This window comes from Vibrio sp. S457-15 (genome assembly GCF_000960545.1).
GTDB classification, from domain to species: Bacteria; Pseudomonadota; Gammaproteobacteria; order Enterobacterales; family Vibrionaceae; genus Vibrio; species Vibrio parahaemolyticus.
Genome location: NZ_JYOQ01000005.1, coordinates 16,222 through 32,858 on the forward strand (window position 1 = coordinate 16,222; position 16,637 = coordinate 32,858).

The following is a 16,637-nucleotide window of genomic DNA, read 5'->3' on the forward strand; positions in this document are numbered from 1 at the left end:
AGGCACCCAATGAACAACGATAAACGCCCACTATATATTCCATATGCGGGTCCGGCTCTTATGGCAACCCCTCTATTGAACAAAGGCAGTGCTTTTTCTGCTGAAGAACGTAGTTCATTCAACTTAGAAGGTCTGCTTCCAGAGACAACAGAAACAATTCAAGAACAGGTAGAACGTGCCTACCAACAATACAAGAGTTTCGAAAGCGACATGGATAAGCACATTTACCTGCGCAATATCCAAGATACCAACGAAACCCTATTCTACCGTTTAGTACAAAACCATATTTCTGAGATGATGCCGATCATCTACACGCCAACCGTTGGTGCTGCGTGTGAGAACTTCTCGAACATTTACCGTCGTGGTCGTGGTCTATTTATCTCTTACCCGAACCGTGATCGTATCGATGACCTGCTAAACAACGCAGCCAACCACAACGTAAAAGTGATTGTTGTGACTGATGGCGAACGAATCCTAGGTTTGGGTGACCAAGGTATCGGCGGTATGGGTATTCCTATCGGTAAGCTTTCTCTGTACACCGCATGTGGTGGTATCAGCCCTGCTTACACATTGCCTATCGTTCTGGATGTGGGTACAAACAACCCTCAACGTCTTGCTGATCCAATGTACATGGGCTGGCGTCATCCTCGTATTACGGGCCCTGACTACGATGCATTTGTAGAAGAATTCATCCAAGCGGTACAACGCCGTTGGCCAGATGCACTTATCCAGTTTGAAGACTTCGCGCAGAAAAATGCGATGCCTCTACTAGAGCGCTACAAAGACCGTATTTGTTGTTTCAACGATGACATCCAAGGTACGGCAGCAGTAACCGTAGGCTCTCTACTGGCTGCATGTAAAGCGGCGGGTACTCAGCTTTCTAAACAGCGCATCACTTTCTTAGGTGCGGGTTCTGCGGGTTGTGGTATCGCAGAAGCGATCATTGCGCAAATGGTATCGGAAGGGATTTCTGACGAGAAAGCACGCTCTCAAGTTTACATGGTCGATCGCTGGGGCCTGTTACAAGAAGGTATGCCTAACCTGCTTGATTTCCAACAGCGTTTGGTCCAAAAACACAGCAACACAAAAGAGTGGGAAAATGAAGGAAATGGCTTCTCACTACTAGATGTAATGCGTAACGCGAAACCAACGGTACTGATTGGTGTATCAGGTGCTCCTGGCCTATTTAGCCAAGAAGTCATCGAAGAGATGCACAAACACTGCAAGCGTCCGATTGTCTTCCCGCTGTCAAACCCAACCAGCCGTGTTGAAGCAACACCAAACGACATCATCCGTTGGACAAACGGTGAAGCGCTAGTGGCAACGGGTAGTCCGTTTGATCCTGTGGTTCACGAAGGTCGCACTTACCCTATCGCACAATGTAACAACAGCTACATCTTCCCAGGTATCGGTCTTGGCGTTTTAGCGGTTAACGCAAAACGCGTGACTGACGAAATGCTAATGGAATCAAGCCGAGCGCTGGCTACATGCTCTCCACTTGCGATTAATGGTCGTGGTGCACTTCTACCTCCTTTGGAAGAAATCCACCTAGTATCGAAGAAGATTGCTTTTGCCGTTGCAAAGAAAGCAATCGAGCAAGGTGTGGCACTGGAAATCACAGACGAAGCGCTAAACGATGCTATTGACCAAGCGTTCTGGCAGCCAGTTTACCGCCGCTACAAACGCACAGCATTCTAAGCTTGAGACAACTTGTATAATTATTAGCCCCTACTCTGTAGGGGCTTTTGTTTTTTAAGCTGTTTTTTATCATCCTAACCAGATTTTGGCATAAATGGGCTTCTCTCTTTTTGTTTCTATCAGATATGATGAGGAATACACATTTATTAAAGGGTATAAGACGTTTTGCTGTTTTCTCGTATAAGGTCAAAGTGGAAGCTTAAGTGTTCGTGGAAGCGAATTGCTTTGATTTTGTCGATCTCTTTATTTGGACTCCTCCTGTCTGTGGTTGCTATCGACCGCTGGGTCGCATTACAGGCCAAAGACAATATCTTTATCGATTACGACCAAATACCCCAGCACGAAGTCGCGGTGGTGCTTGGTACGAGTAAATACATCGGAAAGACACTCAACACCTATTACACTCATCGCATCAATGCAGCGATTGAGCTTTATAAACAAGGCAAAGTGAAACAGTTTTTGCTTAGCGGAGACAACGCACATCGCTCTTACAATGAGCCATGGACCATGAAACGAGATCTGCTTAAAGCCGGAGTTCCAGAAGAAGTCATCCATCTCGATTACGCTGGATTTCGGACTTTGGATTCCATAGTGCGAGCAAAAAAGATCTTCGCCTCAGAGCGTTTTTTGATCGTGACTCAACGCTTTCACTGTGAGCGTGCGTTGTTCATTGCCGATGCGTATAACATTGATGCACAGTGCCTTGCAGTCGCAGGTCCAACGGCGAATAAACAAAAAACTTCGATGCGAATTCGTGAACTGCTTGCTCGTGTGAAAGCATTTTTGGATCTCTACGTGATGAATACGCAGCCACGCTTCCTTGGCCCTCAAGAGCCAATTCTTGCGGTAGAAGACCCAACAGAAGCATCAAATGCTGAACACAACATTCCTATAGAATAATCGGCTGGCACCATTTTCGTGCATCACGTCACACATGAATAACAATTCGTTAAAAACAAATGGGTAGAGTTCTACCCATTTCCAAATCTCAACCTCACATTTTCTTATTTCGCCAACGATTCAGGCCAAATTGCCCTTCGCATTCGCAGTAACATTTAATCAATAAATAACTACAAGTCAGTTACCTTGCCATAAAAAACCGACAAAAAGGCAATGCAAAAGGAGCACACCCATGACCGCACTCGCTGTGACACTGAAGAATTGGTTCTTCACTCGCAACAGCATGATTTTGAATGCCAACATTCTGCTGTTCATTATCTTGTTTAATACCCTACCCTTTGAACCACAAGTCGTAACCGGCATCAGCATCTTAGTTTTTGTTGCGATTCTTTGGTTAACAGAAGCGATTCACGTCAGCATTACTGCTTTGCTGATCCCGATGCTTGCCGTCTTCTTGGGCGTGTTTAACACCCAAACAGCACTGAATAACTTCTCGAACTCAATCATCTTCTTGTTCTTGGGTGGCTTTGCTCTCGCCGCTGCTTTGCACAAGCAGAAACTTGACCAAGCACTTGCTGACAAAGTGTTGCTGATTGCTCGTGGTCGAATGTCTGTCGCGGTATTTATGCTGTTCGGTGTGAGCGCAGGTCTTTCAATGTGGATTTCCAACACAGCAACAGCCGCAATGATGCTTCCTTTGGTGTTAGGTGTCATGACGAAACTGGACGCGAAGAAAAACCACAACACATTCTTGTTCGTTCTTCTCGGTATTGCTTACAGCGCCTCTATCGGCGGTATCGCTACGCTAGTTGGTAGCCCACCAAACGCGATTGCTGCTGCCGAAGTAGGTTTGAACTTCACGGAATGGATGAAGCTAGGTCTGCCAATCTCTTTGATTTTGATGCCAATTGCGATTTTGGTTCTGTACACCATGACCAAGCCAGATTTGAGCCACAAGTTTGAACTTGACCACAAACCTGTTGAGTGGACAAACGGCAAAATGGTCACACTGGCAATCTTCTTACTTACCGTCACTTTGTGGATTTTCAGCAAGCCGATCAACACCATGCTTGGCGGCTTTGCAAAATTCGACACCTTGGTTGCGATTGGTGCCATCTTGCTGCTAGGCGCATCTCGAGCAGTCGAATGGAAGGACATTGAAAAGACAACAGACTGGGGTGTTCTGATCCTGTTCGGCGGCGGTATCTGTTTGAGTAACGTTCTAAAAGCGACAGGCACCAGCGTTTTCCTAGCGCACAGCCTAACTGGCTTCCTCGAACAAGCAGGTGTATTGCTCACTATCCTTTCTGTGGTTGCCTTTGTCGTCTTCTTGACTGAGTTTGCAAGTAACACAGCAAGTGCTGCGCTACTGGTCCCAGTGTTCGCGACCATTGCCGAAGCACTTGGTCTATCACCAGTGATTCTGTCAGCACTTATCGCGGTAGCCGCATCTTGTGCCTTCATGTTGCCAGTTGCAACGCCACCAAATGCAATTGTGTTCGGTACGGGTCACATCAAGCAAAAAGAAATGATGAGAATCGGCTTCGTATTAAACATTGCTTGTATCGGTGCACTGACACTGTTCGCTTGGTTGTTCTGGTAAAGAAACACTGACTCGATTAGCACTACACTGCTGTTCACGGTGATCGAATTGATAGCCCAAACTTCCCCTAAAGTGGTGTTCAGCAGTTTCCCTCTTGGTGGCCAGTTGGCCACCTTTTTTCTTTCTTACCTCGTATTGGCGGATTCACTTTGCATTCTTCCCTCTAAAGGGGGAATTCCTAGTGCTCAATCAACCTTTACTCTTAAAGCCTGAACAACCTCTCATACCAGCTTCAATGAACAATCGAACTCAATAGCCTGCCAACACAAACTGTAGACACAAAAAAGCCGTCATACTTTGCTTTCATAAGCTCAGTACAACGGCGCGTTTAAACGAAAAGTGTGAATCGCTAGAACGTCATGCTATCTATTTATGCCTCATTCTTTTGGCAACTCAACAATCCGTAATTCACTTCAACGCGGTTTCGACCATTACGCTTAGCGAGATACAATACTTCATCGGCTCTTGCCATGGTCTCGGTTACGCGCTCGTTTTGCATTTGGGCCACACCAATACTACAAGTAAGCGCCTCACCATGAACCCACAAGTGGTTTACGACATTCTTGCGTATCATCTCGGCCTTTTTCACGGCTTGTTCGATATTGGTATCTGGACAGAAAACCACAAACTCTTCACCACCCCAACGAACCAAACGGTCATCAGGTGCAATAGAACTGGCAACGACCATGACGAACTCACGCAGAATATCATCCCCCATTTGATGCCCGAACTTATCGTTAATCTTCTTAAAGTTATCTAAATCCATATAAAGGATGCTCAACGTCGAGTGCCCCCAACGTACTTGGCGTGCTTGCTGTTCTAACCAAGTTTGTACAGCATGACGGTTCATCGCTCCGGTTAGCGCATCTCGGTGCGCCAACTCGGCAAATTCGTAATTCTGCGCGCGCAAAGTGCCATTCACTTTTTCTAGATGACGATGACGACGCTTCGCTTTTTCATACGCCGCTCTGTTTTTCCGTAGTTCATGCAGAGAGAAAGCCAACCCTAAAGCCATCCAAGAAAACAATAGAGCAAACAACAACGTCTCTTGTGCAAGATAGGCACCTTCAAATTCGATCTTATCAATCACAATTTTGTGCTGACCAAGCGCAGCACCTGAACCAGTGGCAATATCAATACGCGTAATGTTCGAAAACTCTGGCGCAGAATGTTCAATATCGACCTTGTTATCCGCAAGCCACCAGGTCATTACCTGTAAGTTCTTAATCGGAATCTCGATGGTTTCACTAAAATTCGATGGAGAAAACTGCATGCCATTGTATTTGATAGTGTATTCATCATCCGGTTTCGAGTATTCCGGATTGTAGTTTCTCAGATAAAGACGTAGGTCATGGCTTGGGTTTTGCCCATTGCCCGCCTCTTCATAATGAAGCTTTAATCGGATGGTATGGTAATTAGAAAGATCGATGCCATGCGTTGGCTTCGCAACATCGGTATAAACCGAGATACCGCAATACGGCCAAGCATAACTGCTTTTTTTTAGCTCACAATTGAGTACCAAGCTTTGCGCATCATAGGTGATATCGGCCGTACTTAGCCCACCTTCGCTCGCATCTTTTGTCGCATAAATATTGAATTGTTCAGGTGTGATGACGAGCTTACGCGTGTCACCTAACACACTGTACAGAGCAACTAAACTGATCGTACAAATCGAAAGAGCGAAGATTAATTTGTGTATCCACTTCATAGGCAAGTGACCTGCTTAACTTATATACAACACAGTGTACTCAATGATATTTCGAACTTCAAATAAAGTCATTTATCAAGAAACAAAATTACTTTTGGCTTGGGTTCTTATTTCCGATACATGATAACGCGTTTTGAACCGTTATCACGGTTTAAAATCGTCCAATTTGATGACTTACTTGTTATTTGCGAAGCAATTCACAACCACTCAAGTGAGGCACCATCGTGCTTTGCGACGAGAAACAATGGTCATTCATTGTGGAAACATTGCCAGTTATTAACCCTGTCAACCCTGCATCTTGAGCGCACTTCGTTATATACTGTCGCAAAACACAATAACGAGTAATGTCATGTCATTAATTGCTACTGGTACGCTAAACAAAATGTGTGCTTCTCTCGATGGTGCCGTCAGCTATCGTCTTCCTGTGGGTGATGAAGAAGTCGATTTGTCACCGTTTCTCGGTAAAACACTCACGTTGACGCATACCGGCAATATTTTTTGTTGCTCATGCGGTAAGAAAACCAAAAAGAGCTATTCTCAAGGCCACTGTTTCGTGTGTATGAAGAAGCTTGCGAGCTGCGATATGTGCATCATGAAGCCAGAGACTTGCCACTACGATCAAGGCACATGCCGCGAACCGCAGTGGGGAGAAGAAAACTGTATGGTGGATCACTTCGTGTATCTATCAAATACATCAAGCTTGAAAGTGGGCATCACTCGCCACACTCAAATTCCAACACGTTGGATTGATCAAGGTGCAACTCAGGGTCTGCCAATTTTCAAAGTCAAAACGCGTCACATTTCAGGCTTGATTGAAGTGGAACTGGCAAAGCATATTGCAGACAAAACAAACTGGCGCACTTTGCTTAAAGGCGATGGTGAACCGATTGAGTTACAAGATCGTTTTGCTGAACTGCTTCCTCTTGTGCAAGACAAGATTGCTGAAATCAAACAGCAATTTGGTGAAGATGCCATCGAGGTACTGAGCGAAACCATTACCGATCTTAGCTACCCAGTTCAACAACACCCAACGAAAATCACCTCTCATAACTTCGACAAAAACCCGGTTGTGACTGGCATTTTGCAAGGCATCAAAGGCCAGTATCTGATTTTTGATACCGGTGTGATTAACGTCCGAAAATTTACATCTTACGAAGTTGAAGTAAGCGCATAGATACGTCTGCTTTACTATACAAACTTCCTAGATAGAAAAAGCTCGAGCACTGGCTCGAGCTTTTGTTTTTCTTCGTTCAGAGCGATGAGAGATTAATCATCAAGGATGCTTTCTAGCACATCAAACAACATATCCACTTCTTCAATAGTGTTGTAATGCATACAACCAATTCGTACCACCCCACCTGATTCTTCAATGCCAAGCTGACGAACCAAACCAAGTGCATAAAAGTGGCCATTCCAAACACAGATATTGTGCTCACCTAAGGTCTTAGCGATAAACTCTGGTGAATACTTGTCAAATGTTAGGGCAAACGTCGGCGTACGTTGCTGACAATCTTCGCTCTCAATGCCATACAGTTTCACACCTTCTAGCGCGTCGAGTCGTTGCAAAAAACGCTCACTTAAGCGCTGTTCGTGTTGATTGTAAAGCGCGTAACTTTGTTCTAATCGCTGACGAAGTGGTAAGTCGTTGTCGCCAAACTGAGCCAAATATTCCACTGCGGCCGCGACACCAGCAAGACCTTCGAAGCTTTGTGTACCCGTTTCAAAACGACCCGGACCAATATTCGTAGCCGGTTCTACTTTATAAGGACGAAGGCTGCGCAACCATTGGTCGGCCACGTAAGCGATACCGACATGCGGTCCAAAGAACTTATAAGCTGAACATGCTAAGAAATCACAACCCAGCGCTTGTACATCGACCAAATGGTGAGGTGCATAATGCACGGCATCGACATAAACTTGAGCACCAACACCGTGCGCCATTTCAACTACGCGCTGAATATCAACTATCGATCCCGTGGTGTTTGACGCATATGTTACGGCAACCAAGCGTGTTTTTTCTGAAAGTAGGCTTTGTAAGTGCTCAAGATCTAAAGTGCAATCAGCTTCATTGATTCGAACTTGCTGAACCTTAGCACCTTTGTCTTCTGCTGCTTGTTGCCAGCTTGAAACGTTCGAGTAATGGTCAAGCGCTGAGACAATGATCTCATCCCCTTCTTGCCAATCACGACTGATTGCACGGCTTAACTGGAACGTCAGTGATGTCATGTTCGCGCCAAAGACAATATTACCAGACGAAGGTGCATTCAATAGCGCTTGTGCCGACTCGCGCGCACTCTGCATGACATCGACTGTAGCTTGGCTAGAGAAGTAATGCCCACCCAAGTTGGAATTAAAACGCCCAAGGTAGCCGACCATTGAATCAAGCACAGATTGAGGAACTTGCGAGCCACCTGGCCCATCAAAAAACGTAACTGGTTTGTCATTATGATACTGAGACAGGGCGGGAAACTGTTCTCTGATTTGATTAAGATTGAAGTTCATTACGTTTGTCCGTAGCGGTTAATACAAAGACATCCATGTGGCCTGCTTGGTCATCAATCACAGAACGAATTGGACAGGCGTTGTGCCAAAGTTTGCTGTCAGCCAACATCGCCACTTCCCCGTTTTCTAATATTTTGCGGAAAAATGGGGCTTGGTTATGGCTACTGTATAGCATGATGTCACCACCAATGATGTTGTGACGACCAACACCAACCATCGCGATATGATCAAAACCGTCTTGGTGCACACCTTCTGGCGCGACCTGCGTTTCGCTATCTAATGCAGTGATTCGAATCTGGTGAATTTCGATTTCTTGACCATTTGGAAGGTGGTTTGCGCTCACGAATAGCGCACACATTTCGCGAAAGCCTTCACTTGCTAAAATGTCTTTCTCGATAGGTTCAAATTGACGAATGACATCACCCTGAAATCGGTTGATATCTGAGGACTGTACAAAGCAGTTCTTGTTCAAATCGATCACTTGTCCATCTTCAAAACTCACGACTGAGTAGCGTCGTAATCGATATTGCCCATCAGCGTGCTCAGTATGAGGTAACGCTTCAAATGAAGGCGAAAGTTGCTCAATTGCTGCCATGCTGAGCTGAGTTAAATGTAGAGTGTTCTCACGCGAATGTAACATCATTGACTCCTTTAATGAGGCACATTTAATTAACATTTAATTTACAACATAGATTACGCAAATATTCTGCAATTGCCAGCTTTTAACGTTGATAGCTTCAACATAAATAAAAAAACGAGATGAAAACCCACAAACAAAAGCTAAGCTAGGTATATGTTTTAGATTAAAGCTTACGCAACATTTGAAACTAGATTTCTCTACTGCAAATAGAATTTTATGCTGGATTGAGACAATTTCTATCACGCGATAGTGAGTTCTAATCTATAACCATTTATTCGATCTCAATCGCCGTTTATGCTTTTAAAGCTATAAGAATTTCCATACAATCGAGAGAAATGTTCAGCCCTCTTTGGAGCCACAATGAGCGACGTAAAACACTGTAAACTATTAATTCTTGGTTCTGGTCCAGCAGGTTACACCGCGGCAGTATACGCAGCGCGCGCGAATCTAAACCCTGTGCTTGTGACGGGAATGCAACAAGGTGGTCAGCTAACCACTACAACAGAAGTAGAAAACTGGCCAGGTGATGCAGAAGGCCTAACAGGCCCAGCATTAATGGAACGCATGAAAGAACATGCGGAACGTTTCGAAACAGAAATCGTATTCGATCACATCAACGAAGTTGAACTGTCTCAACGTCCATTCCGTTTAAAAGGTGATTCTGGTGAGTACACCTGTGATGCTTTGATCATTTCAACAGGTGCATCAGCTAAATACCTAGGTCTGGAATCAGAAGAAGCGTTCAAAGGTCGCGGCGTATCGGCATGTGCTACGTGTGACGGTTTCTTCTACCGCAACCAAAAAGTAGCGGTTGTTGGCGGCGGTAACACAGCGGTTGAAGAAGCGCTGTACCTATCTAACATCGCATCTGAAGTTCACCTAATCCACCGCCGTGATTCATTCCGTGCGGAGAAGATCCTCATTAATCGTCTTATGGACAAAGTGGAAAATGGCAACATCATTCTTCACACCGATCGCACACTAGATGAAGTTTTGGGCGACGATATGGGTGTAACTGGTGTTCGCATTAAAGATGTAAACACAGGCACAACTGAAGATCTTGAAGTGATGGGCGCGTTTATCGCGATCGGCCACCAGCCAAACACCCAGATCTTTGAAGGCCAGCTAGAAATGAAAGATGGCTACATCGTTGTGAAGTCGGGTCTAGAAGGCAACGCAACGCAAACCAGCATTGAAGGTGTATTTGCAGCTGGTGACGTAATGGATCACAACTATCGTCAAGCAATCACATCTGCAGGTACAGGCTGTATGGCAGCTCTGGATGCGGAACGCTTCCTAGACGCACTTAGTGACAAATAACTTTTCACATTTGTGTCATATCCTTAAAGCCCAGCGGTATTCCCGCTGGGTTTTCTTTTGTATACTACCGCCTCATTAAAACAATTATCATTAAGCCTTCACGATGGATAAGAAAAAGCAAAGCAGCTTGAATAAGTGGCTTAAGCAACAGAGCAAGTTAGCCAAGCGCTGGCTCATGATTGCGATAGGCCTAGGCGTACTTTCAAGCGTGTTTTTATTGGCTCAAGCAGCCCTGCTCGCCTCCATTCTTCACCAATTAATCATCGAACAAGTCGATAAAAGTGAGCTCATTTGGCACTTTGTCGGATTAGTCGGAACCGTCATCGGCCGCGCTGCATGTGCGTGGGGCCGCGAAATTGCGGGCTACCGCTGTGGCGAACAAATCCGAGTTTACATTCGACAGCTCATTTTAGACAAAGTCCACAAGCTGGGGCCTGCTTACATTAAAGGCAAACCAGCAGGCAGTTGGGCAACATTGATTCTAGAGCAAGTTGAGAACATGCAAGACTTCTTCTCTCGCTACTTACCTCAAATGTCGCTGTCGGTATTAGTTCCTTTCATCATTTTGGTTGTGGTATTCCCAGTTAACTGGGCGGCAGGTTTAATCTTCCTTGTGACGGCCCCGCTAGTGCCTATTTTTATGGCATTAGTTGGTATCAAAGCCGCGGAAGCGAACCGTAAAAACTTCAAAGCAATGCAACGCTTGTCCGGTCACTTCTATGACCGATTGCAAGCGATGACGACTATTCGCCTTTTCGACCGTACAAAGTCAGAAACTGAGACCCTAAAAGGGGCATCAGAGGTATTTCGTACCCGCACGATGGATGTACTAAAAATCGCATTCCTTTCTTCTGCGGTACTGGAGTTCTTCACTTCTATTTCTATCGCTATTACTGCGGTTTACTTCGGCTTCAGTTACATCGGTGAATTGAACTTTGGTTACTACGGTGCTGGCGTCACCTTGTTTGCTGGCCTGTTCATCCTGATTTTAGCTCCTGAGTTTTACCAACCACTTCGAGATCTCGGCACTTTCTATCACGCGAAGCAACAAGCGGTGGGCGCTGCCGAAAGTATTGTCGAGTTTCTTGAACTAGAGGTCGATCAAGTGAAAGATGGAACTCAATCTCTTGAACAGAACACGCCAATTCAAATCGAAGCTCAAAATTTGGTTGTTTTCAGCCCTGAAGGGAAACAATTGGCTGGCCCTCTGTCATTTTCATTGGAAGCCAATCAAAGCACTGCGCTTGTTGGCCCAAGTGGCGCAGGTAAAACCAGTTTGGTTAATACCATTCTTGGCTTTATGCCATACAAGGGCAGTTTGAAAATTAACGGCTGCGAGTTGTCTCAACTTGATCTATCGACTTGGCGCGAAGCTGTCAGCTGGATTGGTCAAAACCCAATGTTATTGCACGGCAGCATTCGTGATAACGTCACGCTTGGTAAACACGATATTCCAGACGCACAAGTGAATGCAGTGCTCAACGATTCTTACGCGGCTGAGTTTGTTGAAATGCATGGCCTGGATTACGCAATCTCTGACCGTTCAGGCGGTTTATCTGTAGGACAAGCTCAACGTCTTGCACTTGCGCGAGCAATGCTACAAAACGGCCGTTTCTGGTTGCTTGACGAACCGACGGCAAGCTTGGATGCGCGCAGTGAAAAACTGGTGATGGAGGGAATTAATAAGTATACCCAATCCACCACTAACTTGATGATCACTCACCAACTTGCGCCTTTGCAAAACGTTTCACAAATTCTCGTGATGCAAGATGGTCAAATCGTACAACGTGGCGACTACGCTACCCTAGCCTCACAAGAAGGTTTGTTTAAAGACATGTTAGCTGCCAACCTAGCGCAGCGTGAATCAGACAAGGGGAACCTAGATGCGTGATTTACTCCCTTATCTAAAACTGTATAAAAAACATTGGTTCGGTTTGTCGCTGGGTATGCTATTGGCGTTCCTAACACTTGCTGCATCTATCGGCTTGCTCACTCTGTCTGGTTGGTTTATCTCCGCAGCAGCAGTGGCTGGTTTAACCGTTGCGCGTGAAACCTTCAACTACATGCTGCCAGGTGCTGGCGTGCGCGGTGCCGCAATGGCACGAACAGCTGGCCGTTGGGGGGAGCGTGTTGTAAGCCATAATGCGACATTTAAATTACTGACAGACCTGCGTATCTTCTTCTTCAAGAAACTTGCTCCGCTGATCCCAGGTAGAGTGTCAACAATGCGCGATGCTGATCTGCTGAACCGTCTGGTAGCCGATGTGGACGCAATGGATCACGTTTATCTGCGACTTGTCAGCCCAGTCATTATTGGCATCTTTGGCATTCTGAGTTTAACCGCAGTCTTAGCGTTCTTTGACTGGCATCTTGCGCTACTTTTAGGCTCAATTCTTACGATCATGCTTTTGGTGTGGCCAGTGCTTTTTTACAAACTGGGCAAAAACAATGGTGAGCACTTAACGCATAACAAAGCTCAGCTTCGTGTCGCGACACTCGATTGGCTACAAGGCTATAGCGAGCTGAGTATTTTTGGTGCAGAAGAACGCTACCGTAACCTGATTCTTGAAAAGCAAAAACAACTGCTTTCAAACCAGTTTGTAAACGCTAATCTGACTGGTATGGCGTCAGGACTTCTGATGTTGGTGAACGGCCTGACTTTAGTTGTCATGCTTTGGTTTGCTGCTGATGGCGTTGGTGGTCGGGCACCTGATCCTTGGATCGCCCTATTCGCTTTTGCAACAATGGCAAGTTTTGAAATTTTGATGCCTATTGCGGGTGCGTTCCAATACCTTGGTCAAACGCTGACTTCTGCCCGTCGCTTGAACGAAGTGATTCTTGCTGAGCCTGATGTTGTCTTCCCTGAGCAATCTAAACGCGAAGAAAAGCCACTGGATATCGAGTTCATCAACATTGATTTTGCATACCCTGATGGACAACAGAAAGTGCTGAAAGACCTTTCGCTTTCACTTCCTTTAGGCTCGAAAACCGCAATTGTTGGTCAAACGGGTTCAGGCAAGTCGACTCTGATTCAACTACTTTGTCGCTACTGGGATGTAAACCAAGGTGAGGTTCGCATTGGTGGCGCTTCACTAAAAGATTGGTGCGAATCCGATCTGCGCTCAGCAATTACCGTAGTGAGCCAACGAGTAGATGTGTTAAACGGCACGCTACGTGACAACTTGTTAATGGCGTCACCAAATGCGACTGATGAGCAACTGGCGGATATCCTAACGAAAGTAGAACTGGGTGCACTGCTTGAAGAGCCGGGTCTTGATGCTTGGCTGGGTGATGGCGGTCGTCAGCTTTCTGGTGGCGAGAAACGTCGTATTGGTATTGCGCGAGCGTTACTACGAGATGCTCCGATTTTGCTTCTTGATGAGCCAACCGAAGGCCTCGACAAGCGTACCGAACAAAAAATCATGGCGCTTTTCAACGAGTATTTTGCCAACAAGACGGTTGTGTTCATCACTCACCGACTCATCGAATTAGAGAACATGGACAACATTTGCCTTATGGAACAGGGCGAGATCATTGAGCAAGGTGACCATCAAACGCTACTCGCTCAACACGGTCGTTACTACCAGTTGCTTCAATCTCTATAAGTAAGACTAAAAAGCTCATCTTCGGATGAGCTTTTTCATTGACTAACTCAACAAATTTGAAGAACGCTCTAACGACCAGACTTCGCCAAGTAAGCTGACATTTCGGCTTCTGGCACCATCCCTCCCCCGGTAGCCCAAACTAAGTGTGTGGCATTTTTCAAACGTTCATCCGTAAGCTGTAAACGAGTCTGGTAGTGTAGAGAACTCGATACATGCACCGCGCCCATCATTCCGGCTAATGCAGAGGGCTCCAAATTGATGCCTTCTCGTTCGCTCAACTCTCCTAAAAGCTGATACATACGTTCATCCGTCACGGTGTAGTAACCATCAATTAACCGCTCCATGGCTCGCCCAACAAAACCAGAAGGACGACCAACGGCCAAGCCATCTGCCGCGGTGAGATTATCTATACCAATATCTTGCACCGCTATCTCATCATGCAAACCCGTATGTACTCCCAACAACATGCAAGGAGAATGTGTTGGCTCAGCGAAGATGCAATGCACGTGGTCACCAAAGGCCACCTTGAGCCCAAAAGCAACACCACCTGGCCCACCACCAACACCGCATGGTAAATACACAAACAGTGGATGACGTTCATCAACCACAATACCTAAATCATCAAATTGTTGTTTTAAGCGTTCACCTGCAACCGAGTAACCTAGGAACAAGGTTTGTGAGTTTTCATCATCGATAAAAAAGCAGTTGGGATCGCTCTCTGCCTGTTTTCGACCTTGCTCAACCGCAACACCATAATCTTGCTCGTACTCAACCACGTTGACACCGTGCGATCGAAGTTTATTTTTCTTCCACTCTCTCGCATCGGCGGACATATGAACCGATACTGAAAAACCAAGCTTGGCACTCATCATGCCTATCGACATGCCTAGGTTTCCCGTTGAACCAACCGCGATGCTGTATTGTTGGAAAAATTGTCGGAACTCACCACTCAGCAGCTTGCTGTAATCATCACTCTCACTTAACAACCCTGCGGCAATCGCCAGTTTTTCTGCATGAACTAACACTTCATAAATGCCACCACGGGCTTTGATCGAGCCGGATATTGGTAGGTGACTATCAAGCTTGAGCATAAGGCGGCCGAATATTGGGACGTTGTACTGAGTTTCCAAAGCCGCTTTCATCTTTGGAATGTCCACTACAGGCGACTCAATGAGACCAGAAGCGGCTTTGGTTTCAGGAAAAGCTTTCATAAGATAAGGAGCAAAGCGCTTGAGCCTTGCACTCGCGACATGAATATCTTCTGCGTTCAATCCGACGTGTGGCAAACCTTCTTCAAGCGAGGTCACGTTGGGATTAAACCAGCAAACTTCATCTAGGTTGATCAGTTGCTCTACAAGTGGGAATTGTTTTTTAAGCACTTCCAAATTCAACTTGTTCATATCCTCTATCCTGCAATTCGTTCTTTAAAATCTTCCATTCAATTGGTTACGCACATAAACAAAAGCGCCGCAATTGCGACGCTTTTAACTCATTCAATTTGTGCTCTATGCGTAGTTTTGCTCGAACTCTTTCATGAAGTCGACCAACGCTTGCACACCTTCTAGCGGCATTGCATTGTAAATCGATGCGCGCATACCGCCCACCACACGGTGACCTTTTAGCGCTTTTAGTCCTTTTGCATCTGCAAGCTCAAGGAAAGTCGCGTCAAGTTCAGGCTTCGCTAATTGGAAAGGAACGTTCATTAATGAACGGTTCGATGGATGAACGCCGTTGCGGTAGAAATCAGACTGATCAATGTAATCGTAAAGCAGTTTTGCTTTTTCGCGATTCACTGTTTCAATGCTCTTAACCCCACCTTGTGCTTTAAGCCATTTGAAAACAAGGCCAGACAAGTACCAAGCAAACGTTGGTGGCGTATTAAACATCGATTCTTTTTCAGCAAGAACTTTGTAATCAAGAATACTTGGCAGCACTTGTTTCGCCATGCCGAGTAGATCATCACGAACAATCACGATGGCAATACCTGATGGACCAATGTTTTTCTGAGCGCCCGCGTAAATCACACCGTATTTCGATACGTCGATTTCACGAGAAAGAATTGTCGAAGACATATCAGCAACAATTGGTTTGTCGGTGATTGGAAGATCATTGATTTCGAGGCCATCGATGGTTTCATTTGGGCAGAAGTGAACATAAGCCGCTTCTGGGGCAATTTTCCATTCGCTTGCAGGTAGAACAGCGACTTTACCGTCAATCTCTGTTTTGGCATCAAATACGTCAGGTTCGCAGTACTTCTTCGCCTCTTCGACTGCACTTTCAGCCCAGTAACCACCATCGATGTAGGTTGCAGTTTCTGCCTCACCAAGTAAGTTTAGCGGAACAGCGGCAAACTGAGCACGAGCACCACCTTGGCAGAACAGTACTTTGTAGTTGTCTGGAATATTCAGCAAATCACGTAAATCTTGCTCTGCTTCTTCTGCAACTTTGATGAACTCTTTACTTCGGTGGCTGATTTCCATTACCGAAGTACCAAGACCTTGCCAGTCGATCAGTTCCTGTTGTGCTTGCTGCATGACAGCTTTTGGCAAAGCCGCTGGCCCTGCACTGAAGTTAAATACGTTGTCCGTATTTTGTTCCATGATGCTCATTGCTCCTGCTATGTAAATATTACGAAATTAATATCACGTTTTTATGGCGATA

General features: G+C 45.7%; 12 protein-coding genes. 7 read left to right on the plus strand and 5 right to left on the minus strand.

Annotation, left to right across the window (positions count from 1 at the left end; genetic code table 11):
* Positions 1-9 precede the first annotated feature (9 nt).
* The 3 genes from UF05_RS00365 (at position 10) to UF05_RS00375 (ending at position 4,201) form a co-directional block, all read left to right on the plus strand.
* Complete coding sequence (locus UF05_RS00365; protein ID WP_005462599.1) at positions 10-1,698, plus strand: NAD-dependent malic enzyme; 1,689 nt, start codon at positions 10-12, stop codon at positions 1,696-1,698.
* Positions 1,699-1,863: 165 nt separating this feature from the next.
* Positions 1,864-2,598 carry a SanA/YdcF family protein gene (locus UF05_RS00370; RefSeq protein ID WP_025612974.1) on the plus strand — a complete coding sequence of 245 codons (735 nt, stop codon included), beginning with the start codon at positions 1,864-1,866 and terminating at the stop codon, positions 2,596-2,598.
* Between the two features lie 232 nt (positions 2,599-2,830).
* On the plus strand, positions 2,831-4,201 hold the full coding sequence (locus UF05_RS00375) for an SLC13 family permease (RefSeq protein ID WP_005495550.1): 1,371 nt from the start codon (positions 2,831-2,833) through the stop codon (positions 4,199-4,201).
* Between the two features lie 370 nt (positions 4,202-4,571).
* Here UF05_RS00375 and UF05_RS00380 read toward each other — a convergent pair whose 3' ends face one another.
* Positions 4,572-5,909: a diguanylate cyclase gene (locus UF05_RS00380; RefSeq protein ID WP_029840161.1), complete on the minus strand. Its 1,338-nt coding sequence runs from the start codon at positions 5,907-5,909 to the stop codon at positions 4,572-4,574.
* A gap of 349 nt (positions 5,910-6,258) precedes the next feature.
* On the opposite strand from UF05_RS00380, the gene UF05_RS00385 reads away from it, so the two are divergent.
* Entirely contained in the window at positions 6,259-7,083 is an 825-nt protein-coding gene (locus tag UF05_RS00385) for a DUF2797 domain-containing protein (RefSeq protein ID WP_045546108.1), read from the plus strand.
* 92 nt (positions 7,084-7,175) lie between these two features.
* Here UF05_RS00385 and UF05_RS00390 read toward each other — a convergent pair whose 3' ends face one another.
* Positions 7,176-8,411, minus strand: a complete 1,236-nt coding sequence (locus tag UF05_RS00390; protein WP_029840160.1) for a cysteine desulfurase-like protein — start codon at positions 8,409-8,411, stop codon at positions 7,176-7,178.
* On the minus strand, positions 8,395-9,051 hold the full coding sequence (locus UF05_RS00395) for a 2OG-Fe dioxygenase family protein (RefSeq protein WP_171901840.1): 657 nt from the start codon (positions 9,049-9,051) through the stop codon (positions 8,395-8,397). Before UF05_RS00395 ends, UF05_RS00390 begins: the two co-directional genes overlap by 17 nt.
* Positions 9,052-9,411: 360 nt before the next feature.
* On the opposite strand from UF05_RS00395, the gene trxB reads away from it, so the two are divergent.
* The 3 genes from trxB (at position 9,412) to cydC (ending at position 13,976) form a co-directional block, all read left to right on the plus strand.
* Positions 9,412-10,371, plus strand: a complete 960-nt coding sequence (gene trxB / locus UF05_RS00400) for a thioredoxin-disulfide reductase (RefSeq protein WP_005495561.1) — start codon at positions 9,412-9,414, stop codon at positions 10,369-10,371.
* 103 nt (positions 10,372-10,474) lie between these two features.
* Positions 10,475-12,262: a heme ABC transporter permease/ATP-binding protein CydD gene (gene cydD, locus UF05_RS00405; protein WP_031813408.1), complete on the plus strand. Its 1,788-nt coding sequence runs from the start codon at positions 10,475-10,477 to the stop codon at positions 12,260-12,262.
* Complete coding sequence (gene cydC, locus UF05_RS00410) at positions 12,255-13,976, plus strand: heme ABC transporter ATP-binding protein/permease CydC (protein WP_025525322.1); 1,722 nt, start codon at positions 12,255-12,257, stop codon at positions 13,974-13,976. The genes cydD and cydC overlap by 8 nt, the downstream gene beginning before the upstream one ends.
* A gap of 68 nt (positions 13,977-14,044) precedes the next feature.
* On the opposite strand, the gene UF05_RS00415 is transcribed toward cydC, so the two are convergent.
* Both UF05_RS00415 and serC read right to left on the minus strand, forming a co-directional pair.
* Positions 14,045-15,376, minus strand: a complete 1,332-nt coding sequence (locus tag UF05_RS00415; protein WP_020840447.1) for a D-serine ammonia-lyase — start codon at positions 15,374-15,376, stop codon at positions 14,045-14,047.
* Positions 15,377-15,481: 105 nt separating this feature from the next.
* Positions 15,482-16,576 (minus strand): 3-phosphoserine/phosphohydroxythreonine transaminase, encoded by a 1,095-nt coding sequence (serC, locus tag UF05_RS00420; RefSeq protein ID WP_045546206.1) that lies wholly within the window; start codon positions 16,574-16,576, stop codon positions 15,482-15,484.
* Positions 16,577-16,637: the final 61 nt, after the last annotated feature.